The organism is Flavobacterium luteolum (assembly GCF_027111275.1).
GTDB lineage: Bacteria > Bacteroidota > Bacteroidia > Flavobacteriales > Flavobacteriaceae > Flavobacterium > Flavobacterium luteolum.
Genome location: NZ_CP114286.1, coordinates 1,260,018 through 1,283,994 on the forward strand (window position 1 = coordinate 1,260,018; position 23,977 = coordinate 1,283,994).

Annotated in this window: 23 protein-coding genes; 15 read left to right on the plus strand and 8 right to left on the minus strand. The window is 33.6% G+C overall.

Translation table 11 applies throughout. The features are described from left to right. Nucleotides 1–335 precede the first annotated feature (335 nt). A complete protein-coding gene (locus OZP10_RS05205) occupies nucleotides 336–2,507 on the minus strand; it encodes a pectate lyase family protein (protein WP_281633795.1) in 2,172 nt (723 codons plus the stop codon). Nucleotides 2,508–2,735: 228 nt separating this feature from the next. On the opposite strand from OZP10_RS05205, the gene OZP10_RS05210 reads away from it, so the two are divergent. The 7 genes from OZP10_RS05210 to OZP10_RS05240 all read left to right on the plus strand — a co-directional run bounded on the left by OZP10_RS05210 (nucleotide 2,736) and on the right by OZP10_RS05240 (nucleotide 8,651). Then, nucleotides 2,736–3,140: a septal ring lytic transglycosylase RlpA family protein gene (locus OZP10_RS05210; RefSeq protein ID WP_281633796.1), complete on the plus strand. Its 405-nt coding sequence runs from the start codon at nucleotides 2,736–2,738 to the stop codon at nucleotides 3,138–3,140. A 217-nt stretch (nucleotides 3,141–3,357) separates the two neighbouring features. Continuing rightward, the gene (locus OZP10_RS05215) at nucleotides 3,358–4,125 is read left to right on the plus strand and encodes a ParA family protein (RefSeq protein WP_008464569.1); all 768 of its coding nucleotides are present in this window, start codon (nucleotides 3,358–3,360) and stop codon (nucleotides 4,123–4,125) included. Nucleotides 4,126–4,130: 5 nt separating this feature from the next. Further along, nucleotides 4,131–5,033, plus strand: coding sequence for a ParB/RepB/Spo0J family partition protein (locus tag OZP10_RS05220; protein ID WP_281633797.1), 903 nt, complete (start codon nucleotides 4,131–4,133; stop codon nucleotides 5,031–5,033). Beyond that, nucleotides 5,033–5,593 (plus strand): DUF5683 domain-containing protein, encoded by a 561-nt coding sequence (locus OZP10_RS05225; RefSeq protein WP_177212187.1) that lies wholly within the window; start codon nucleotides 5,033–5,035, stop codon nucleotides 5,591–5,593. The genes OZP10_RS05220 and OZP10_RS05225 overlap by 1 nt, the downstream gene beginning before the upstream one ends. A gap of 39 nt (nucleotides 5,594–5,632) precedes the next feature. Further along, entirely contained in the window at nucleotides 5,633–6,334 is a 702-nt protein-coding gene (gene dapB / locus OZP10_RS05230; RefSeq protein WP_177212186.1) for a 4-hydroxy-tetrahydrodipicolinate reductase, read from the plus strand. A 57-nt stretch (nucleotides 6,335–6,391) separates the two neighbouring features. Continuing rightward, the gene (lepB, locus tag OZP10_RS05235) at nucleotides 6,392–7,945 is read left to right on the plus strand and encodes a signal peptidase I (protein ID WP_177212185.1); all 1,554 of its coding nucleotides are present in this window, start codon (nucleotides 6,392–6,394) and stop codon (nucleotides 7,943–7,945) included. Between the two features lie 91 nt (nucleotides 7,946–8,036). Beyond that, nucleotides 8,037–8,651: a WbqC family protein gene (locus OZP10_RS05240; protein WP_281633798.1), complete on the plus strand. Its 615-nt coding sequence runs from the start codon at nucleotides 8,037–8,039 to the stop codon at nucleotides 8,649–8,651. Here OZP10_RS05240 and OZP10_RS05245 read toward each other — a convergent pair. The 7 genes from OZP10_RS05245 to OZP10_RS05275 form a co-directional block, all read right to left on the minus strand. Next, nucleotides 8,648–9,700, minus strand: a complete 1,053-nt coding sequence (locus OZP10_RS05245) for an endonuclease/exonuclease/phosphatase family protein (RefSeq protein WP_281633799.1) — start codon at nucleotides 9,698–9,700, stop codon at nucleotides 8,648–8,650. The two genes, OZP10_RS05240 and OZP10_RS05245, sit on opposite strands and share 4 nt — an antisense overlap. Nucleotides 9,701–9,718: 18 nt before the next feature. Next, entirely contained in the window at nucleotides 9,719–10,582 is an 864-nt protein-coding gene (locus OZP10_RS05250) for a rhomboid family intramembrane serine protease (RefSeq protein WP_281633800.1), read from the minus strand. A gap of 42 nt (nucleotides 10,583–10,624) precedes the next feature. Continuing rightward, nucleotides 10,625–11,437 (minus strand): rhomboid family intramembrane serine protease, encoded by an 813-nt coding sequence (locus OZP10_RS05255; protein ID WP_281633801.1) that lies wholly within the window; start codon nucleotides 11,435–11,437, stop codon nucleotides 10,625–10,627. Next, nucleotides 11,434–13,374: a DNA mismatch repair endonuclease MutL gene (gene mutL, locus OZP10_RS05260; RefSeq protein WP_281633802.1), complete on the minus strand. Its 1,941-nt coding sequence runs from the start codon at nucleotides 13,372–13,374 to the stop codon at nucleotides 11,434–11,436. Before mutL ends, OZP10_RS05255 begins: the two co-directional genes overlap by 4 nt. Nucleotides 13,375–13,533: 159 nt before the next feature. Next, nucleotides 13,534–14,214: a DUF6624 domain-containing protein gene (locus OZP10_RS05265; protein WP_281633803.1), complete on the minus strand. Its 681-nt coding sequence runs from the start codon at nucleotides 14,212–14,214 to the stop codon at nucleotides 13,534–13,536. 136 nt (nucleotides 14,215–14,350) lie between these two features. Then, the gene (ribH, locus tag OZP10_RS05270) at nucleotides 14,351–14,923 is read right to left on the minus strand and encodes a 6,7-dimethyl-8-ribityllumazine synthase (RefSeq protein WP_177212179.1); all 573 of its coding nucleotides are present in this window, start codon (nucleotides 14,921–14,923) and stop codon (nucleotides 14,351–14,353) included. A gap of 78 nt (nucleotides 14,924–15,001) precedes the next feature. After that, nucleotides 15,002–15,781 carry a tetratricopeptide repeat protein gene (locus OZP10_RS05275; protein ID WP_177212178.1) on the minus strand — a complete coding sequence of 260 codons (780 nt, stop codon included), beginning with the start codon at nucleotides 15,779–15,781 and terminating at the stop codon, nucleotides 15,002–15,004. Between the two features lie 242 nt (nucleotides 15,782–16,023). Here OZP10_RS05275 and recF point away from each other — a divergent pair, with 242 nt between their 5' ends. From recF to OZP10_RS05315, 8 genes are all read left to right on the plus strand, one after another. Then, the gene (gene recF, locus OZP10_RS05280) at nucleotides 16,024–17,103 is read left to right on the plus strand and encodes a DNA replication/repair protein RecF (protein WP_281633804.1); all 1,080 of its coding nucleotides are present in this window, start codon (nucleotides 16,024–16,026) and stop codon (nucleotides 17,101–17,103) included. A 127-nt stretch (nucleotides 17,104–17,230) separates the two neighbouring features. Continuing rightward, a complete protein-coding gene (locus OZP10_RS05285; RefSeq protein WP_281633805.1) occupies nucleotides 17,231–17,908 on the plus strand; it encodes a DUF2461 domain-containing protein in 678 nt (225 codons plus the stop codon). A 103-nt stretch (nucleotides 17,909–18,011) separates the two neighbouring features. Further along, nucleotides 18,012–19,058 carry a glycosyltransferase gene (locus tag OZP10_RS05290; protein ID WP_281633806.1) on the plus strand — a complete coding sequence of 349 codons (1,047 nt, stop codon included), beginning with the start codon at nucleotides 18,012–18,014 and terminating at the stop codon, nucleotides 19,056–19,058. Between the two features lie 158 nt (nucleotides 19,059–19,216). Further along, a complete protein-coding gene (locus tag OZP10_RS05295) occupies nucleotides 19,217–20,320 on the plus strand; it encodes a pyridoxal phosphate-dependent aminotransferase (RefSeq protein ID WP_281633807.1) in 1,104 nt (367 codons plus the stop codon). Nucleotides 20,321–20,429: 109 nt separating this feature from the next. Beyond that, the gene (gene murB, locus OZP10_RS05300) at nucleotides 20,430–21,443 is read left to right on the plus strand and encodes a UDP-N-acetylmuramate dehydrogenase (protein ID WP_281633808.1); all 1,014 of its coding nucleotides are present in this window, start codon (nucleotides 20,430–20,432) and stop codon (nucleotides 21,441–21,443) included. Between the two features lie 126 nt (nucleotides 21,444–21,569). Further along, entirely contained in the window at nucleotides 21,570–22,184 is a 615-nt protein-coding gene (locus OZP10_RS05305) for an FMN-binding negative transcriptional regulator (RefSeq protein WP_281633809.1), read from the plus strand. Nucleotides 22,185–22,268: 84 nt separating this feature from the next. Next, nucleotides 22,269–23,375 carry a glycosyltransferase gene (locus tag OZP10_RS05310; protein ID WP_281633810.1) on the plus strand — a complete coding sequence of 369 codons (1,107 nt, stop codon included), beginning with the start codon at nucleotides 22,269–22,271 and terminating at the stop codon, nucleotides 23,373–23,375. Further along, a complete protein-coding gene (locus OZP10_RS05315; RefSeq protein ID WP_281633811.1) occupies nucleotides 23,366–23,917 on the plus strand; it encodes an RNA polymerase sigma factor in 552 nt (183 codons plus the stop codon). The genes OZP10_RS05310 and OZP10_RS05315 overlap by 10 nt, the downstream gene beginning before the upstream one ends. The last annotated feature ends 60 nt before the right edge of the window (nucleotides 23,918–23,977 follow it).

The following is a 23,977-nucleotide window of genomic DNA, read 5'->3' on the forward strand; positions in this document are numbered from 1 at the left end:
ATAAACTAAAACCTATATAATCGAACGGTTATCGTGTCCCGGTTGAAAATCGGGAAGGCCGCAGGTTCTCCCGAAAGCTTTCGGGACTGCCACCCCGACAAAAGTCTTTTCATTTTTGAAAAGACTTTTTTTTGCTTTAAACTCAAATAAAAAACTTTGCAACTTTGTTAGCTATTCGTAAACATACTAGAAACGAAATAAATAGTATCCGCCACGAATTCACGAATTGTTTTTTCAAATCTTTGCGATTATTTATTCGAATTAATTCGAATAATATTAGATATAGTATTTAAAAAGAAAATTCGTGAATTCGTGGCGAAAAAAAATCGTTCTTACTATTTTTCCATACTTATATAAGAAGGATAGGATTCCTTATTAGGCAAAATAAATTCCTCATCAAAAGGCTCTACGCCTTCTGCATTATTATATGATGCCACACGTTTTGCACCAGTTACTGTGCTTCCACCCGTACCATTTATAACATTTTGAATATTTCCTGGTCCTGCAAAACGAGTAATGCACATTTTTTCCAGTTTTACATTTGGACTATTAGGTACTTCAAAACCATTTTTCTTATTCACATTTCCATCAGTTCCTGTAAAAACAGCATAAGATCCCATTCCTATAGCATGATGTTCCTTTACAGTATTTGCTACTTTAAAAGCCGCATAACCATCAACTCTTCCTCCTTGACTGCTCCAACTTGCTTGATTTGGCGCATCGTACGGAGGTTCGTTCTGAAAGAAGAAAGTTCTACCACGTTCTCCTAACCATAAGACTTCATATTCTTGATAATGCTCTACAAACAATGCATATAACGTTACATCATTACCCGCAACAATAAGTCCGTTTTTACATCTATCTCTTTGCCAGCGAGCATCGCCACCTTTTTGCGAACCATGATCGGCACGCCATAACCAGAAATGATCACCTACAACATTATTGCTATTAATCTGCATGGAAGCCTCAATCTGTATATTTTTTGATTGGACTCCGCCTACTCGACACGTAATATCGCTAAGCAAAATAGGATCTACAGCATGATCTGCTTTCGCCCCTTCATTACCAATTCTAACCTGATAAGCAGTGCTATTTAATGAATCCATTAAAAGTCCAGCAATGATAATTCCGTCTTTATCATCAGCATAAATACATCCCCAAGTATTTTTCTCTGTCGGCTCTAGCGTTACAGAAGCAATACCAGCACCAAGAAGTATGGCATCTTTTCTGTTTACCTGAATCGGAGCATTCAATGCATAATGTCCAGGAGTAAAAAATATATTTTTACCTGCTTTTAATGCAGCATTTATTTCAACATCGGTATCTCCTTCTTTAGCCACGTACCAGTTAGCAATCAAATCTTGAACTTCACCTTCTCCCATATTTACTGCTGACCAAGAAACCCCTACTCGATCTTTTTGCCATGCGGGAACAAATACTTTGTATTCTCCATCATTATCAATAAAAAGAAAAGGCTTTTCTCTAATAATAGGCGTTGTCGAAATAGGCGAATTAGCATCATTTGCTTGTGGAGGATTTACACATCCCTGCCAAACCATATTATAAGAACCTCCCATAGCTCCAGAGCCAGAAGGAAAAACAGTATTTCTTGTGTACCACTGCTGCTGTCCGCCCCAATTTGGCCTTGATGATGTATAATGAGTATCGGCAATAAAACCACCACTACCCCAAAAATTAGTATTCCCAATATCTGAAATATATTTTGAAGTACTTTCAATCAATAATCTTCTTGCGCTTGTTGATTGGGAAACAGTCCACGAAAAATCACGCATTACTTCTACATTTTCTACAGAACGCCAAAATGTACAAGTCGCATTTGCTCCACCCGAAAGATGAGGTCTAGTAAATATCGCACCTATTTTAACATCTGACGGAACTTTTCCCAAACCTCCAATATGAGAATAAAACCCTAATTCTATTGCATTTGATTCTACAGACGATGCAGAACCTGATCCGCCAATATCGTAAGTTTGTCCATTTAAATTTGGCTTAAAATAATAAGCCTGACGTTTTGTTGTCCATTCGCCATTTGCTCCCCCCAAACCAATGCTGCCAAATTGCGAATTGATATCATTTCTAGCCGTTTCAGCTTTTTCATATTTTCTGTCATAGAAATACATATTATCGCCAAAAATCTGATTTTCGAGCGAAATTATAATCGTAATATTATTTCGGCTTACTTTATAATAGTTCTCGTATTTATTTCTGCTAGGTTTATTATCGATAAATACCAATTTGGAAGTTGATCCTACCGATACAAAATCAGATGTCAAACGACTGCCTCCTCTTGTAATGATATAATTTCCAGAAGAACCAAAAGCTGACCATGACAACGTAATACTATGTCTCTGCTTGTTGTAAACAATTTTACGCTCGATTTTTTTATTCCCCTCTATTTTTTCGCTAGAAGAATAAGGCGAAACAAAACTGCTTAAAAGCATCATAAACGTAAATACTGTCAATAATGAGATTGCTTTTTTACTCATAAGAATGTTCATTTTGTGGTTTGATAGATTGTAATAATTGTAATTTTAAGAAAGCCCAAAATAGCTATAATCTCTAACCATCGAGTCCGTTTTGGGACTCAATTTTCTTATCAAAAACACTACAAAATCACTAAATCTTGTCTTTTTACAACATAAATAAACCCTATTGGGCATATCTCTTTTTCTTTTATAGCGTTTTTTTGCCCGCAAAAAAAAAGAGAAAATAAAATGAATAAGACCATACTATTTACTGTATTAGTTTTTTCTGTCACTACATTCGCACAACAAAAAAACATACTACTTATTGATCCATACTTAATAACTCAAAAAAGCATGTTATACAAGAAAAACGTACACGGATCTTATTATCATGATAGATTTAATGGAAGAAAAACAGCGAGTGGCAAAAGATTCCATAACAACGATTTTACCGCAGCGCATAAAAAATTTCCTTTTGGCACTCTATTAAAAGTTACAAATGAAGTGAACAAAAAATTTGTGATTGTAGAAGTTACAGATCGGGGACCTTTTGTTAAAGGAAGGGAAATAGATCTCAGCAAAAGAGCCTTTATGGATATCACATCTAATAAAAAAAGCGGTTTAGTTTGCGTGACTATTGAAATTTTAAAATAAAAAACTTTTCGCTTCAAATTTAGATTCTTGTATTTTTGCAGCGAAACAAATGCTAAATTATCTAAAAAACTTACTAATAATTTTATTCATAACTAAAATTATTTTCGATCAAACTCCCATAAAAGCCCGATTAAGCACACTTTCACAAATGTTAACAAAATAGATTTTCAGAAACCATAAATAATTGTATTTTTACGGTTCAAAATTCAGAAAATAAATGGGCAAAATCATTGCTATTGCTAATCAAAAAGGAGGCGTTGGAAAGACTACTACATCAGTAAATCTTGCTGCCTCATTAGGTGTTTTAGAAAAAAAAGTATTATTGATCGACGCTGATCCACAGGCCAATGCTACATCTGGTCTTGGAATTGACGTAGAAACAGTTGAAACCGGAACTTATCAAATACTTGAGCACACTGTAACACCAAAAGAAGCCGTTTTAAAATGTACAGCTCCAAACGTAGATGTGATCCCAGCTCACATTGACCTTGTTGCTATCGAAATTGAATTGGTTGACAAAGAAAACCGCGAATACATGCTAAAAAAAGCATTGGAAGAAGCAAAAGAAGAATATGATTATATCATTATCGACTGTGCTCCTTCTTTAGGTTTGTTAACATTAAATGCCTTAACAGCAGCAGATTCTGTAGTTATTCCTATTCAGTGTGAATATTTTGCACTTGAAGGATTAGGAAAATTACTGAACACTATTAAGAGTATTCAAAAAATACACAACCCAGATCTTGACATTGAAGGTTTGTTGCTAACAATGTACGATTCAAGATTACGTTTATCTAATCAGGTTGTAGAAGAAGTTCAAAAACACTTTAATGACATGGTTTTTGATACTGTAATTCAGCGAAATGTAAAATTAAGTGAGGCTCCGAGTTTTGGAGAAAGCATTATCAATTATGATGCAACAAGTAAAGGTGCCGTAAACTACATTCATTTAGCACAAGAAATTATAAAGAAAAACAGTAAATAGTTTTTATGACAAAAGTAATTAAAAAACAAGCCTTAGGAAGAGGATTATCTGCCTTATTAAAAGATCCGGAAAACGACATTAAATCAGTAGAAGACAAAAATGCTGATAAGGTTGTTGGAAATATCATTGAACTTGAAATAAGTGCGATTGAAATAAATCCGTTTCAGCCTAGAAGCAATTTTAATGAAGAATCGTTACGCGAATTAGCCACTTCTATTAAAGAACTTGGTGTAATTCAACCTATTACTGTTCGTAAATTAGATTTTAATAAATACCAGTTAATCTCTGGAGAGCGTCGTCTTCGTGCATCAAAATTAGTAGGACTTACTCATGTTCCTGCTTATATTCGTATTGCAAATGACAACGAATCATTGGTTATGGCTTTGGTTGAAAACATCCAGCGTCATGACTTAGATCCTATTGAGATTGCTTTATCATACCAGCGTTTAATTGACGAAATTCAATTAACTCAAGAACAAATGAGTGAAAGAGTGGGAAAAAAACGCTCAACAATTGCCAACTATTTACGACTTTTAAAATTAGACCCGATTATCCAGACAGGTATTCGCGATGGTTTTATTAGCATGGGGCACGGTAGAGCAATTATCAACATTGAAGATTTAGACGTTCAAACTGATATTTATCAAAAAATCGTTAGTCAAAATTTATCCGTTCGTGAAACAGAAGCTTTAGTTAAAAATTATCATGAAGGCCAGCAGCCAAAAGCAGATGGCAAACCTAAAGCTGATGCTGGATTTGTAGTTAGAGAAACACAAAAACACACTTTCAACGATTATTTTGGCTCAAAAGTTGATATAAAAGTCGCTGGTAACGGAAAAGGAAAAATTACAATTCCATTTAATTCTGAAGCTGACTTTAACAGAATTATAAAATTAATAAACGGATAGTGAATAAAATTGTCCCCATTGGTCTATTGTTCTTTCTAACAGGAACCGTTTCTCTTTTTGCCCAAGCAAAAAAAGACACGGTTTTAGTCGTAAAAGACACTACCGCATTACAAGAAATAGACCCGCTTACACCAGCAAAAGCAGCTTTTTACTCTGCTATTTTACCTGGTTTAGGTCAAGCATACAACAAAAAATACTGGAAAATTCCATTGGTCTACGGAGCAATCGGAACCAGTTTGTATTTCTATATAGATAACAATAAAAAATACCACGATTATCGTGACGCCTATAAACGAAGATTAGAAGGCTACAACGATGACAAATATCAATTTTTGGACGACAGCCGTCTTGTTGACGGACAAAAATTCTACCAAAGAAACAGAGATTTATCTGCTTTGTTTGTCGTCGGATTCTATGTCTTAAATATTATCGATGCCAATGTTGACGCCGCACTTATACAGTTTAATGTAAACGAAAGGCTTTCAATGCGTCCAGAAATTTATCCCGACGATGTAACATTTAAACCAAACGTCGGACTAACCTTTAATTATAAGTTTTAATAGAGCAACCTCTATTATAAAAATCAAAAACAAATCATAATGAAAATTGCGCTTTTAGGATACGGAAAAATGGGTAAAGTAATTGAAAGAATTGCTTTAGAAAGAGGTCATGAAATAGTTTTAAAGAAAGATGAATTTAACACCTATGACGGACTTTCAACAGCCGATGTTGCCATTGATTTCAGCGTTCCATCTGCAGCGGTTAGCAATATTTCTGCTTCTTTTAACGCTAATGTTCCTGTAGTTTCTGGAACAACGGGCTGGTTAGAACATTATGACGAAATGATTGCACTTTGCAACGAGAAAAAAGGAGGTTTTATTTCTAGCTCTAATTTTAGCTTAGGTGTAAATATTTTCTTTGGACTAAACGAATATTTAGCCAAAATCATGAATCAATTCGATTCTTATAAAGTTTCGATGGAAGAAATTCATCACATCCATAAACTAGATGCTCCAAGCGGAACCGCTATTTCTTTAGCTCAAGGCGTTATCGAAAACAGTGGCTATGCAAATTGGACAATGGACGAAGCGAAAAAGAATGAAATTCATATTGAAGCAAAAAGAATTGGAGAAGTACCTGGTACACATACTGTAACTTACGACTCTGCAATTGACAGTATCGAAATTAAACATACTGCTCACAACCGCGAAGGATTTGCTCTTGGGGCTGTTATTGCTGCCGAATGGCTTGCAGGAAAACAAGGAATTTTCACAATGAAAGACGTTTTAAACTTACAATAAATCGATACAATTTAGGATTACATTCCCTCCTAAATTTGAAACTTAAAATACAATATTATGACTTTATACTCTTGGTTCGTATTTTTTCTAGCTGTTCAGATTATTCATTTTCTTGGTACTTGGAAACTGTATCAGGCAGCGGGAAGAAAAAGCTGGGAAGCAGCAATTCCGGTATACAATTCTATCGTTTTAATGAAGATTATCGGGCGTCCTACTTGGTGGACCATCTTGCTTTTTATTCCGATTATCAACTTAATCATGTTTCCAGTTGTATGGATTGAGACATTAAGAACTTTTGGTAAAAAATCAACTTTAGACACTATTTTAGGGCTTTTCACTTTAGGCTTTTATATCTACGTTGTTAATTACACTCAGAAATTAGAGTATCATAAAGACCGTAAATTAACTCCAGAAAACAAAGCAGCAGATACTGTTAGCTCTTTATTGTTTGCTATTATAGTGGCAACATTAGTACACACTTATGTAGTACAGCCTTACACAATTCCAACATCATCTTTAGAGAAATCTTTGCTGATTGGCGATTTCTTATTTGTAAGCAAATTAAACTATGGACCTAGAGTTCCTATGACAACTGTTGCTTTACCAATGGTTCACGACTCTATCCCTATGACAAAAAGTAAGTCATATTTAAGCTGGCCACAATTGCCATATTTTAGACTTCCTGCATTCGAAAAAATAAACCGATGCGACATTGTCGTCTTTAACTGGCCTGTCGATACGGTTCATTATTTCTTTGAGCCAAAAGGAAGACCTGGTGTTATTAAACCAATTGACAAAAAATCAAATTACGTAAAAAGATGTGTTGGTATTCCTGGAGACAGTTTATCAATAAAAGACGGATATGTTTTTATTAATGGAAAAAAATTAGTTTTACCAGAAAGAGCTAAACCACAGTATTCATACGCTGTAGCTTTAGACGGAAAAACACCAATTGATTTTGAAACGATTTTCAAAGAATTAGACATTACAGATCCTGCAGGTTTTAGAACCGAAAAAAGAGATACACTTTATTTAGGTGCGCTAACCGAAGCTGGAGCAGAAAGATTTAAAAACACTCCTGGTGTCACTGCAGTAATCCGAAAAATCGACACAGGAAACAACAACGACATTTTCCCTCACATTAACAAATGGAACCAAGACAACATGGGACCAATTTATATTCCGGAGGCAGGAAAAACAGTTGCGCTAACAAATGAATCCCTTCCTTTTTATAAAGAAATTATCACTAATTATGAAGGAAACACATTAGAATTACAAGGTTCAAAATTCTTAATCAACGGAAAACCAGCAACAACATACACCTTCAAGCAAAACTACTATTGGATGATGGGAGACAACCGTCACAATTCTGAAGATAGCCGTTATTGGGGTTACGTTCCAGAAAATCATATCGTAGGAAAACCAGTTTTTATCTGGATGAGCTGGGATACCAATGGAAAAGGCATCAATAAAATTCGCTGGAACAGAGTATTTACAACTGTCGATGGTGAAGGCCAACCACACTCTTACTTTAAATACTTCCTAATACTTCTTGCTATCTACTTTGTAGGAGATTTTATTTGGAAAAAAAGAAGAGAGAATAAAGCGTAATTAAAAAAAAGTTATTTTTGTGTCAGGTTTCAAGTTTCACGTTTTTACGTCAACTTGAAACCTGAAACTTTTAAACTTGAAACAAAACGAAATGAATTCCTTAATACTTCCAACTTATTTCCCTTCTATTAGTCATTTTGCTGTTATAGCACAATCTGACAATATTACTTTTGAAATGGAAGATAATTTCCAAAAACAGACCAATAGAAACAGAACTTATATTTATAGTCCGAATGGAATTCAATTATTAAATATTCCTGTTAAGCATTCTAAAGCAACGCATCAGAAGACAAAAGATATTTTGATCGAAAATGAATTTGATTGGCAGAAACAGCATTTTAAATCGCTTGAAGCAGCTTATAGAAGCTCTCCTTTCTTTGAGTATTTCGAAGATGATATCATTCCTATTTTCGAGAAAAAACACCATTTTCTAATTGATTTAAACTTCGAAGTTTTAGACATTGTTACGAAATGCCTTCGAATGAAACTGGAATTTGGAAAAACAACAGAATATTTTCATGAAGTTGCTGATTTTACCGATTTCAGACAATTAGCAAATGGAAAAAAAGACACTAATTCTTTCGAGAAATACACTCAAGTATTTGATGACAAACATGGCTTCATCAACAATTTAAGTGTTTTGGATTTACTTTTTAACGAAGGTAAATTTGCAATGGATTATTTAAAAACACAGAAAATAATCTAAAACTGGTCTATCGAGAGTCTAGTCATAATAGGATAATGATCTGAGTTTTCGAAATCAGGAAAACTTTCAAACTCTTTTACCTTCATTTTAGTATCTGTAAAAATATAGTCAATTCTGGCTGGATAATACTTAAACTTATACGTTGCACCAAAACCTTCTCCAGCCTCTTCAAAAGCATCTTTAAGTTTTCCTTTTATGTTTCTGTAAACATAAGAAAACGGACTATTATTCATGTCTCCACAAATAATAATTGGGTAATTGCATTTTTTAATATGCTCTTTAAAAATTTCCGCCTGTTCTTGCTGCTGCGTGAATCCCTTGCTAATTCTAGCATAAATACGCTGTGATTTCTTCTGATTTACATTATCAATATCATCTGAAATTTCACTTACATCTGGAGATATCTTAATAGACTGCAAGTGCATATTATAAACACGAATAATATCCTTTCCACGCTTAATATCAGCATAAACTACATTATTATCCGACTTAGGAAAAATAATCTTTCCCTCGTCTATAATAGGAAATTTAGAAAAAATAGCCTGCCCTGTCTTAATTTTTTTGCCATCAATAAAAATATAACGGTGCGGATATACTTTTAAATCTAAATGTGCCGAATTTGAATATTCTTGAATACATAGAATATCTGGATCTTTTTCGTCTATAAAAGCTTTAATGTTTGACGGAATATCATCTCTATCCAACCATTTAAAAACATTAAACAGACGCACATTATAACTCATTACAGAGAAATCCTTTTCGTCTTTGACATACTCTTTTCCAGAAAACTTATAAAATTTACTAATAAATGTAATTCCGGTCAGTAGAACCAAACCAGACAAAATAAGACGTTTTTTAAATTGAATTCCCCAATAGACAAAAAAAAGTATATTGGCCACAAAAAAAGCAGGCATAAACAAGGTCAGCACCGATAAAAGCGGAAAACTTTTAGGTGCTAAAAAAGGTAAAACATAAATGCTAAATGTAAGCACAGTCAACACTATGTTCAAAAAGAACATTATTTTATTAAACCAAGAAAGGTTTTTCATATTTAGTCTCCTACAAGTTTATTTTCCAGCTTTAAATAAAAACTCTTTTTCTTCCTTTGTCAGGCAATCATATCCTGACTGGCTTATTTTGTCTAAAATCTCATCAATCTGCTGTTGCGTTTTATCTTTCGTAACAATTCTTGACGTAGTTTTTTCTGTAGGTTTTCTGTAATTTTTATGAACTTTTGTAAATGGGGTCGTAGGAGATTTTTTAAAAAGATTTACGAAGAAATCTAACGTTTTAGAAACAATGATACTTAAATCAGTGCCATTCTGAAGCAATTTAATATAGGCAAATCCGAAGAAAGCACCAGCAAGATGTGAAATGTGTCCACCCATATTTCCAAGACGAAACTGCATTAAATCTAAAATTATAATAACAGCAGTAATGTGCCAAAGTTTCACATTTCCGAAGAGAAATAATCGCACATTCATTAAAGGAGAATAAGTTGTTGCGGCCACCAAAATAGCCATAATAGCAGCAGAAGCTCCGACAATAGAACCGCTGATATTAGAAAAATAAAAACTCAGCGCAAAAACTACTCCTGCGAAAAGAGCGCTTAGAAGATATAATCCTAAATATTGCTTTTGAGTAAAATAAGTCAAGAATAAGGTACTTGCAAAATTAAGCACCATCATATTGAATAACAGATGAAAAAATCCGTCATGAAAGAACGCATACGTTAAAAAAGTCCAAGGTTTAAACATAAAAACCTGAGGATCTGACGACAAAGCCAACCAGTTCGGAAAAGCAAACTGACCTACTGAAAATTGATAGAAAAAGATAAGCGATACAATAAAACATGCTATGTTCCAATACATAACTCGCATAGCGATACCACCCAATCTATACTGTAATTTTAAATCGTCTAGAATATTCATAAAAATTCTTCTATTTTAGAATTCGTACTTTAAAGTTAAAAATTAATTCCAACGGTTGTTATTAAACTGATTTTTTTTCCAGTACAACATCATTAAAAAGCCAGCAATTGCACCGCCAACGTGTGCGAAATGTGCAATTCCAGTTCCGCCGCTTCCAAACAAAGAACTTCCTTTAAAACCTAAAAACAAATCGATTGCTAAAATTCCAGGAACAAAATATTTGGCCTTGATTGGAACAGGAATAAACAATAGCGCCAACTGAGCATTTGGAAACATAAATGCAAAAGCTGTAAGCAAACCATAAATTGCGCCAGAAGCTCCCAAAACAGGTGACTGAACAATACCACTAGCTTGCGCCAAAGCATTAAACTGTTCTTGTGTACAATGCGCTTTATTTAAGATTGTTGCAACTTCACCCTGAACCATTCTTCCGCTAGCGTCAAACAAAGAAGAATAATTCGCATTCAAAATCGTATGCAATTCCGATTTAGATAAATTTAAATCAGAAACCGAACTTAAAAAAGATTGCAATTGAAAATAATTTACACCCGTATGAAGCAATGCCGCTCCTAAACCACAAGAGATATAGAAAAACAAGAATTTTTTTCCTCCCCAAAAATGCTCTAAAGCCGAACCAAAACTGTATAATGCAAACATATTAAATAGAATATGAGCAAAGTTTGGCAATGGCGCATGCATAAACATATGCGTAATAATCTGCCAAAGCCTGAAATTATCACTTTCAGGATAATACAACATTAAATAGTCATAAGAAACTGGCACTAACTGAGAGCCAATAAAAAATATAATATTAATAATTAGCAGTTGTTTAACTACTGGCGTGATATTCATCATAAAGCAAACTTTTTATCTATATCTTCAACACGCATGGTAATGAAGGTAGGTTTTTGAAAAGGTGAAATATTTGGATCTTTGCAGGCAAACAAACCGTTTACCAAATTATCTTGTTCTTTTTCGGTTAAATAAGATCCTGTTTTAACCGCTAAACTTTTAGCCATCGACTTGGCAATTGTATCGTTCTGACTGTAGCTGTTTGCTGGAATTCCGTCTTGCAAATCACTTAATAATTGTTCAATTACCTGCGAAACTTCACTTTCCGTAATATTTACAGGGATTCCAGAAATTACAACGTGATCTGTTTTACTTTCGTCAAAAACAAATCCAGTAGTTTCCAAAGAAGGTTTCAATTCTTCAATCAGTTTCATTTCTGAAGCCGAATAAAACAAATCTAAAGGAAAAAGCAACTGCTGACTAGAAGCTTGATTTACGGTCATATTCAACAAAAATTGTTCGTACAAAATTCGCTGATGTGCACGCTGCTGATCCACAATAATCATTCCTGATTTTATTGGCGATACAATATATTTTTTATGTATTTGATACGTTTTCTGCGTTGCTTGTTCGAGATCTTCATCATCAAATAAAGAAGAAGTCACTTCTTCATTTTCAAATGTAAAAGGCGAACTTTCTATGCTTTCTGGATTTTCAACATCTAACCCAACATACAAACTTTCCCAACTTGCAGTTGGTTCCACTCTCTTAGAAAAACCAGAATACGACGATCCAGAAGATGATGATCCTGATGAAGACGAAAAAGAAGAACCCGAACTATATCCAGATGATCCCGAAGCCCCTTTGCTATAATGCTGATTGGTTTTATCATCTGTAAAAGGATTAAAAGTTCCATCAACCTGAATGGTTGGAATCCCCACTTCTACATCTTTATAATGATATGGCGTATCTAAATTAGCATCGCGATCAAAATCTAAAACTGGAGCAACATTAAACTGCCCTAAACTATGTTTTATTGATGCTCTTAAAATAGCATAAAGAGCCTGCTCATCGTCAAACTTAATTTCTGTTTTAGTTGGATGAATATTGATATCAATTGTATTTGGCGGAACCTGCAGATACAGGAAATAACTTGGTTGAGAACCATCTTTCAGCAATCCATCATAAGCAGACATAACCGCATGATGCAGAAAACTACTTTTTATAAATCGGTCATTTACAAAAAAGAATTGCTCTCCCCTATTTTTCTTTGCAAACTCAGGTTTGCAAACAAATCCTTGAACATTTATAATTTCTGTATCCTCATTTACTGGAACTAATTTTTCATTTGTTTTCCCTGACATAATACCAACAATTCTCTGACGATATCCTGCTGCTGGTAGATTATACATTTCGCTTCCGTTATGGTAAAAACTAAAATGAATATTTGGATGCGCCAATGCCACACGCTGAAATTCATCCATTACGTGACGAAATTCAACTGTATCTGACTTTAAGAAATTACGTCGAGCGGGAATATTAAAAAATAAGTTTTTAACGGCAAATGATGTTCCTTTTGGCAAAACTGCCACTTCCTGCGAAACAAATTTACTTCCTTCAATTACAATATGCGTTCCTAGTTCATCTTGATCTTGTTTTGTTTTCATTTCCATGTGCGCAATTGCAGCGATCGAAGCCAGGGCCTCTCCACGGAAACCTTTTGTACCAAGCGAAAATAAATCTTCGGCCTGACGAATTTTGGAAGTTGCATGGCGCGCAAAACACAAACGAGCATCAGTAACGGTCATTCCGACTCCATTATCGATAACTTGTACCAGCGATTTACCAGCATCTTTTATAATTAATTTGATATCAGTTGCTTTGGCATCAACAGCATTTTCTAACAATTCTTTTACAACTGAAGCTGGTCTTTGAACCACTTCTCCAGCAGCAATTTGGTTAGCAACGTGATCAGGAAGCAATTGAATAATACTCGACATTAAGCAATAATAGTTTTAAAGTTTAGATTAGGTTTTTGCAAACCAAGAAGTACAAATTTAGTGAATTTTGATTGGCTTTTAGAACAAGAACAATCATAAAAAAAACAAAAACCACAACAATCTATAAAACAGAATGATTGCGGGTTAGACACAAAAAAACTAGTTCATCTTCTTGATTTCATCTAAGGTATAAACCTTGTATTCCATTCCCATTACTTTTGCATTTTCTTCAACTGTGGTTGTAAAACCTGCTTTCTTTCTACGATCGTTAACTTTAGCAGGATTTTGAATTGGAGAAACATAATTGAAAAACTCTTTTTTTCCTGTCTCTTTATTTGTTATTTGTTTCATCTGACCCTGCGTTCCATAAATCTGCTCCTTTCCTTGTTGTGTTAGATAGCGGTCTTGCATTTTAGCAAAGTAGGTAAAAGGGATTTCCTTTTTTTTAGCTTCCTGCTCAATCATTAGCAAATATTCTCCAATTTTTGAACTGTGCTGAATAACATACCACGCCGCAATATTGGTTGGTTCGCCAACTAAACTTTTTCCTGGATAACCATACTGCTTAATAATTTCTTCAATCTTAATCAAGTTAAGAGAATCACGTTTTTTCATTTCAAGCCAAATTCCTTTTCTAAAATTCGGATCATTTTCACGTCCCAGTTCTTTTACTATTTCTTGTTTTCGACCCTCAGAAGTATCAAAATTGATATATTCCCTAAGAATCTGATCAGATTTCATAATTGAATCGAGCTCCCTTTTCAAATTTTCATTGATTTTTTTCTGAGCATAACTTTGAACAAAACATAAAACAAAAGCGTAAAGTAAATATTTTTTCATAGAAAGTAAATTAAAGATCAATTCAAATGTAATATAATTCTGAACTTGACATAACTTAAGACAATCACAAAAAAAACATAAAAAAAACCTATACATTTAACAGTATAGGTTTTAATATTTTTTAAAACAAACGTGCTTATTCGTTTTCTATTTTCTTCGGCGAATCTTCAATTTGAATCGCACCTGATGTCAATAACGGCTGATTAAAAACGTGCGCTATTGAAGCCTGCTGGCGAATATATGCCATTTTGATTGCCGCAATTGCTGCTTCAGTTCCTTTATTGCCGTGAGCTCCTCCGCTTCTGTCAATTGACTGTTGCATATTATTATCTGTCAATACACAGAAAATAACTGGAATATCGGTTTGAACATTTAAGTCTTTGATTCCTTGCGTAACACCTTCGCAAACAAAATCGAAGTGTTTTGTTTCTCCTTGAATTACACATCCAATTACAATAACCGCATCAACATTTTGAGTCTGAAGCATTTTTTTAGCTCCATAGATGAGCTCAAAACTTCCTGGGACATTCCAACGGATAATTTGCTGTGCAGGAACATCGCAATCAACCAAAGCGTCAAAAGCACCATTATAAAGTCCTTCTGTTATAGTATCATTCCATTCAGAAACAACAATCCCAAACCGAAAGTCTTTCGCGTTTGGGATTGTGTTTTTATCGTATTCTGATAGATTTTTATTTTCAGTAGCCATCTGTACTATTTTTGTTATTAAATTTCAGACTGCTAAAATACGAATCTAAAATCTAAAAACTGAACTCAAATAGTATAATTATTGTGCTAATCCAATCAAAGCATCAACAGATGCTGCTTCTGGAGTACTGTCGTAATTATCTTTAATGTCATTAAAATATTTCAATGCATCTTCTTTTTGTCCTAAAGCTAAAGCAGTTTTTCCAGCTTTTAATAAGAAACGAGGCGTTGTAAAATCGTTTTTGTTAGACTCAGCAGCTTTTACATAAAAATCTAAAGCTTCTTTTTGCTGATTTTTTTGAGAATAAGCATCTCCTGTCGCACCTTTTGCCAAAGCACTTAAGATTACATCTTCAGATTTAAATTCACCTAAATATTTAATTGCCTCATCAAATTTACCAGTATTTAAGTAAGCGATACCAGCATAGTAGTTTGCTAAGTTTCCAGCATCTGTTCCAGAATATTCGTCAGCAATTTTAATAAATCCGAATTTACCTTCAGAACCATTCAATGATAATTTGAATAATGAATCGCTAGAAACACCGTTTACAGCTTTTTCAAAGTTTTGCTGTGCAACAAACATTTCACTTGCAGCTTCTTCTTGCTTAGGAGTTGCAATGAATTTTTGGTAAGCCAAATATCCAATTGTTGCAACTGCAATACCAGCAACTAAACCAATAATGATTTTTTGATTTTTAGCCACCCAGTCCTCAGTTTTTGAAGCTGTCTCATCTAATTTTGAGAAAACGCCAGCTGTAGTACTGTCTTTTTCGTCAATAATTACTTGTTGTTCCTCAGTAACTTCTTTTACTTCCTTTTCTTTTGGTGTCTTATATCCTCTTTTATTGTAAGTTGCCATTTAAAATTTATTTAGTGAACGGCAAAAATAAAATTTTTATTGAAACTGAGGTAAAAAATTTCAATTTTATCACTATTTTAAAAAAAATATTTTTGCATTTCGCTTGTCCTTTCGCGAAAGCGCTAAAATAAATCAGTTTGAAACACCTCCAAAGCCAATTATATCGATAATTTTCGGTAATTTGCACCCTCAAATTTTTACTGCTCAAAAACAGCAATTTTTATACTTGGAGTCTCTAAAAAATGCATTTAAACAAAATCTCATTATTCAATTACAAAAACTTTTCAGAGGCAAGTTTTGATTTCGACATCAAAATCAACTGTTTTGTTGGAAAAAACGGCATTGGAAAAACCAATGTGCTCGATGCTATTTACCATTTAGCATATGGAAAAAGCTATTTTAATCCGTTGGCAGTACAAAATATCAAACACGGTGAAGAGTTTTTTGTTATTGATGCTGAACTCGAAAAAAATGAGAGAACAGAACAAGTTGTCTGCAGTTTAAAAAAGGGGCAAAAAAAAGTGCTAAAACGAAACGGAAAAGCGTATGATAAATTTTCAGATCATATTGGTTTTATTCCGCTAGTAATTATTTCGCCCGCAGATCGTGACTTGATTATTGAAGGAAGCGAAACGCGCCGTAAATTTATGGATAGTGTAATTTCACAATTAGACTCCACGTATCTGCACGAACTCATTCAATATCAAAAAGTAATTACGCAGCGAAATGCTCTTTTAAAATATTTTGCTTTAAATCATGTTTTCGACAACGACACCTTATCTATATATAATGAACAATTAAATGGTTACGGAAAGTCTATTTTTGAAAAACGAAAAGATTTTCTGGAACAGTTTATACCTATATTTAATAAGCACCATCAAGTAATAACCGGATCGGAAGAAAGTGTACAGCTCGTTTACGAAAGTCATTTGTTTGAAAAAGATCTTTTAGCGCTTTTACAAGAAAACATCAATAAAGATCGCGCACTTCAATATACCAGTGTGGGAATTCATAAAGATGATTTATCTTTTGAAATTGATTCGCATCCGATAAAAAAATTCGGATCGCAAGGACAGCAAAAATCTTTTTTGATTGCTTTGAAACTAGCGCAATTTGAATTTCTAAAAAAGCAAAGTGGCGTAAAACCTATTTTATTGTTTGATGATATTTTTGACAAACTAGACGAAACCCGTGTTGCCAAAATTGTAGAAATGGTAAATAGTGAAACGTTTGGACAGCTTTTCATCTCAGATACTCATCCTGAAAGAACCGAAGCGATTGTAAAATCGACACATCAGACTTATAAGATATTTAATTTGTGATTTTATCCGATTCCTTAAAAATTGATATAATTTGTATCAGCTTTTAGAATCAATTCCAAAATAGAAATCATTAAATTAGCCTAAACAAAAAACTTAAAAAATAACTGCAATAAAATCTATAAGAAATATGTTAGCGAAAGAATCATTGCAATTTTTAGACGATTTAAAAAAGAACAATAACCGAGAATGGTTTCAGGAAAACAAAAAACGATATGAAGTTTTCAAGAAAGACTACCATCAATTGGTAAACGATTTTCTAGATGCAATGAAACCGCTTGATCCTTCTTTAGAATTATTAGAAGTTAAAAACTGTACTTTTAGAATTAATCGTGATATTCGTTTTTCTAAAGACAAATCTCCTTACAAAGCGCATTTAGGAATCTGGATGTCTGGCGGAACCAAAGGTTTAAACCGCGCTGGATATTATGTGCATATTGAAAAAGGCGCCAGTTTTATAGCAGGCGGATTTTATTCTCCTGAATCTGAAGATTTGAAAAAAGTTCGTAAAGAAATTGCTTTTTTCTATGATGATTTGCAGGAAATCTTAAACAATAAGGATTTCAAAAAAGAATTCGGAAGTTTAGACATCAACGAAAACAATTCACTTAAAAGCATGCCTCGCGGTTACGAAAAAGATCATCCTGCAATTGAGTTTTTAAAACTGAAAAGTTTCACCGCAACTCAAAAATACGACATCTCCGAAGTTACCCAAAAAGACTTCGTGAAAAAGACAAGCCAGAAATTGATTGCTCTAAAACCTCTAAATGAATTTATAAACCGAGCTTTAGATACTGAAGAATTTTAGTTTTATTTGCCACAGATTTCACAGATTTGCACAGATTAATTTTTCGCAACAGCAAGAATCCTTTTAATCTTTTAATCTGTGGCAAAAAAAAAGCAACAATTAAATGAAAAGGAAAATACTCTTTCTTGGAGAATCTTATCGTGCCGATGCTATAACCTGGATAAAAGGTTTAAAAGAATTTGGCGATTTTGAAATTATCACGTGGGAACTTCAAACATCAAACAATTATAGATTCAAACGCATTTTAGAGTACCTTTTCTCTCCTCTTTCTATTCGAAAAATCATTAAAAAAGAGAAACCAGACATGGTGATTGCAGAAAGAACCACCAGCTATGGTTTTCTCGCCGCATTATCTGGATCTAAAACTATTGCGATTGCTCAGCAAGGCCGAACCGATTTATGGCCAGAGGAATCTAAATTATACCCTTTTAAAAAATTCATTCAGAAATATGCTTTCAAAAAAGCACACTTAATTCATGCTTGGGGACCTGTTATGACCATTCACATGAAAGAAGTTGGCGTTGACATGAACAAGGTTCTAGTCCTTCCAAAAGGAATTGATTTATCCCTGTTTACACCTTCAACAAATACTTCAGACAAAATTGAAGCAATCGTAACGCGGTCGCTTATGCCAGAATACAGACATGATTCTATTTTAAGATCTTTTGGAATTTTACATCAAAAGGGAATTGACTTCACGCTTACAATTGTCGGAGACGGAACAAGACTGCAATTTTTGCAAGATTTGGCTAAAGAATTAGATATAGAGAAGAAAGTGATTTTTACAGGAAGAATCCTAAATACAGAGCTTCCAAAATTATTACAGCAATCGAATATCTATATCAGTATGCCAATTACCGAAGGCGTTTCGGCATCTTTATTTGAAGCAATGGCATGCAAATGTTATCCTATAGTTTCAGCTATTCCTGGCAACCAAAGCTGGATCACTCATCGAGAGAATGGTCAGTTAATTGAAATTGATAATATCAAAATGCTGGCCGAAGAATTAATTTGGTCTTTTGAGAATTCTGAATATCGAAATCAGACTATTATTCGGAATAGAAAATTCGTGGAAGAAAACGCAAATTATGTTATTAATATGAAAGTCATTTCAGAGAAATATCATGAATTGATTGATTCTAAAAAATAATTTAACCGCAAAGTTCGCTAAGATCTACGCAAAGAACACAAAGCTTAGCGCACCTTGCGTAAACTTTGTGTCTTTGCGGTAAAAACTACATCGTAACTTTTATTGAAACTCAACGACATATTACTAAAATAAATTGTCTAATTTAATTCTTGAGTAATATGAGCAATAGAAGAAACTGGTTAAAACAAATAGGTTTAGGTGCAGTTGGATTAGGCCTCTGCCAATTTGAAACATTCGCAAATACTACACCAGAAACATATATTCTTCCAGATTTAGACGAATCACCCATATTATTACGATCAAATGAAAATCCTTACGGACCTTCTCCACTTGCTCGTGCTGCCATGCAAAAAATCATCAATAAAAGTAATCGATATGGCTGGAATCTTTCAGACGAATTAATTGCACTTATTGCTACAAAAAACAATGTTTCAAACCAGAATATTTTACTTGGCGCGGGCTCGACAGAAATTCTAGACTTAGTTCTTCAATATACTGCTTTACAAAAAGGCAATTTTATACTGGCCGAAACAACCTTTAATTATTGGGCATTTCCTTCTGAGAAATTAGGTTTGAAAAAAATCACAGTTTCGCTAACTATCGATAAAAAACATGATTTAACTGCAATGCTAAAAGCAATTGATTCTGATACAAAAATGATTTATATCTGTAATCCCAATAACCCGACAGGAACAATTTGCGATTATGAGCAACTGGTTTCTTTTGTAAAAGAGGCTTCAAAAAAAGCAATTGTTTTTGTGGATGAGGCATATCTTGATTTCACAAAAGAAAAATCATTAAGTAATCTCGTAATTGAAAATAAAAACTTAATCATTACAAAAACTTTTTCAAAAATGTATGGTCTGGCCGGTGCTCGTATAGGCTACGCCGTTGCATCTTCGGCAACAATTGAAGGACTTAGCGCTTTAAAATCTTCTCCAAATTTGTCTATCAGTGTAGTGTCAACAGCTGCGGCGATGGCGTCGTTGAATGATGATAAATTCATTCAACAAGTACACGCGGCAAATGAAGAAGTAAAAAAATATACCATCGACCAGCTTACTAAACTTAATTTAACGTGCATTCCTTCGCACGCAAACTTCATCTATTTTTCTTTAGACAATTATAAAAAAAATTTCTTCAAGCAATTGGAAGCCCACAATATACAAGGAACAAAAATCTATGAAGAAAACGGAAAATGGACCAGAATTACCATTGGTACAATGAAAGAAATGCAGCGATTTATTGAAGCAATAAAATAAAATCTAGAGAAAAGTCTTTTTATAGAAAATCTACTCAAATAAATTATTATCGTTACTTTTGATCTCAGAATTTTTCCGAAGTTTCGGAAGTTAAAAAGCCTTTTTATTTATGGAAATCCAATCCAATTTTTCTTTAAAAAAATATAATACTTTCGGCATTGAAGCCAGTGCTAAACAATTTGTTGCAGTTCATTCGATTGATGAATTGAAAACAGTTTTAACAGCAAACAAAAACGAGAAAAAATTCATTTTGGGCGGTGGCAGCAATATGCTTTTAACAAAAGATATTGAGGCGCTGGTTATTCATATCGACTTAAAAGGCAAAAAAATAATTAAAGAAGACGACGATTTTGTTTGGGTCGAAAGTCAAGCTGGAGAAACTTGGCATGATTTTGTACTTTGGACCATTGACAATAATTTTGGAGGATTAGAGAATATGTCTCTTATTCCAGGAAATGTCGGCACAACTCCAGTGCAAAATATTGGCGCTTACGGAACTGAGATAAAAGACACTTTTGTTTCTTGCGAAGCCATGAATATTGCAACTCAGGAAATGAAAACTTTCGACAATGTCGAATGTAATTTTGGCTACCGCGAAAGCATTTTCAAACATGAAGTAAAAGATCAATATATCATTACTTCGGTTATTTTTAAACTGACTAAGCGTAATCATAAAATCAACACCTCTTACGGAGATATTTTGGCAGAATTGGCTAAAAACAATATTACAGAGCCAACATTAAAAGATGTTAGCAATGCTGTAATTGCCATCAGACAAAGCAAACTTCCTGATCCGAAAGAATTAGGAAATAGCGGAAGCTTCTTTAAAAATCCGATTTTATTGAAATCTGATTTTGAGAAAATCCACCAGAAATTTCCAGAAATGAAATTCTACGAAGTTTCAGAAACTGAAGTAAAAGTTCCAGCAGGATGGCTAATTGAACAAGCAGGTTTTAAAGGAAAACGTTTTGGAGATGCAGGAGTTCATAAAAATCAAGCTTTAGTTTTGGTAAATTACGGAAACGCAACAGGGCAAGAAATTTTAGCCGTTTCTAAAGAAGTTCAGAAAACAGTTTTTGAAAAATTCGGCATTCAAATCGAAGCGGAAGTGAATGTGATTTAAAACATAAACTTCACCAACTCTGACAAATTTGGAATTCATTGTCAGACTGAGCGGAGTCGAAGTCCATTCAAAGAGTAAAACATTTCGACTACGCTCAATGTGACAAACGAAATAAAACATCAGAAAATGTATACACCAGATTTATACAAAAACGAAAATCAGGAAGAAATAAGAGCTTTTCTAAAAGAAAATAGTTTCGGAATCCTGATTAATCAAACTAACGGAAAATTATGTGCAACGCATGTTCCGATAGAATTGGAATTGAATGCTGATGGAAAAGAAATCTTGCAAGGACATATTTCAAAATTAAATCCGCAAGCAGAAGGTTTTGTGGCAAATGACCAAGTTTTGGCTGTATTTACTGGTCCGCACAGTTATATTTCATCTTCTTGGTATGATCATGAAAATGTTCCGACTTGGAATTATATAGCCGTACATGTTTATGGAAAAATCAAGATTGTTGATTACGAAACTTCGGTAGAACAATTAAAAAAGCTTGTAGACAAATACGAAGTAAATTCTAAAAATCCTGTACGTGTTGAAGATTTATCTGAAAAAACAATGCGTGAAGCCCGAGGAATATTTGGTTTTGAAGTAGAAATTGAAGAAATTCAAGCAACCAAAAAACTCTCCCAAAATCGAGACGACCATAATTACAAAAACATAATTTCGGAATTGGAAAAAACCGAAAACCCTCAGTCTATTGCTGTTGCAAAAGAAATGTCGAAATGCCGAAAGTAAATCGGTTTTAGCTATTGAATTTAGCGAATTGATAAGTACATTTGCAGTCGCAAAACGTGAAATTAATAGAATCAAATAAATCAGATGCTTATATACATATTTTACTTTTTTATTGCTGTAGTTGCAGTTCAACTTTTTTATTATCTCGGAGTTTTTGGAAAATTTGCATTTGCCAAACCTCAGCATGTGAAGCCTAAAAATCTTCCTGTTTCTGTAATTGTGTGCGCTAAAAACGAAGAAGAGAATGTAAAAAAATATATTCCGCTTTTGGCACAGCAAGATTATCCTGATTTTGAAATTGTCTTAATTGACGATGCATCCAGCGATGAAACTCTTGAGGTTTTTGAAGAATTTGAAAAAGAATTTTCTAATATCCGTTTGGTAAAAGTTGAAAATAACGAAGCATTTTGGGGAAACAAAAAATACGCCTTAACACTTGGAATAAAAGCTGCTAAAAAAGATTATTTACTTTTTACAGATGCTGATTGTTTTCCGAGTTCTAAAGATTGGATTACTTCTATGGCTTCGCAATTTACCATGAATAAAACAATCGTTTTAGGTTATGGAGGTTACGAAAAAGTAGAGCGTTCATTCCTAAACAAAATCATTCGTTTCGAAACAATTTTAACTGCGATTCAATATTTTTCGTGGGCAAAAATGGGTCTTCCATACATGGGAGTCGGCAGAAATCTTGCTTATAAAAAAGAAGAATTCTTTAATGTAAATGGCTTTATTGACCACATCCAGATTCGTTCTGGCGACGACGATTTGTTCATTAATCAGGCAGCCAATAAAACCAACACTACTATTTCTTATACACCTGAGAGTTTTACTTATTCAGAACCTAAGAAAACATACAAAGAATGGTTTACTCAAAAAAGAAGACATATTTCTACTGCAGAGCATTATAAGTTTTTTGATAAAATGCAACTGGGATTATTCTTCCTTTCACAATTATTCTTCTTTATATTAGTTATTATATTATTAGCATTTCAATTTCAATGGATCGCTGTACTGGCAATTTTAGCAACTCGCTATACTGTTGTATGGATCGTAATTGGATGTTCAGCAGGAAAATTAAAAGAAAAAGATATTAAAATTTGGTTTCCAGTTGTTGAGATAGCGCTTATATTAACGCAAATTAATATCTTTATAACTAATATCTTTTCAAAACCGGTATATTGGAAATAAATTCTAAAATAGAAAAAGCAAAAAAAGGCGATCAGATCGCCTTTACTTTTTTATTAGATCATTATTGGAATGAGGTGTATGCTTTTATGCTCAAACGTACCGAAAACGAAACCACCGCAGAAGATATTACAATAGAAACTTTCTCTAAGGCTTTTGACAAAATAGCCTCTTATAACTCAGAATTTCAGTTTAACACCTGGCTTATTGCCATTGCAAAAAATGTCTATATAGATTTACTTCGAAAAAAGAAAACCAATCTTTTTATAGAAATCACAGACAACGAAGATCAGCAGGCATACAACATTGCCGATCCTACTCCATCTGCAGAAGATGCTTTAATTAAAGAACAGAATCTTTCCCGTCTGCTCTTATGCATCAAAGAACTCAAACCACATTATCAAGAAGTAATTCAGCTTCGTTATTTTCAGGAAATGTCTTATCAGGAAATTGCTGCTAAGATTGACGAACCATTAAGCAGCGTTAAAGTAAAACTTTTGCGCGCTAAAAAATTATTAGCCGAAATTATCGAACGTAATAGATAATTTATTATCTTTAATCAAAGAATAAATTATTCTCATATTTATTCTTAAAAATAATACATT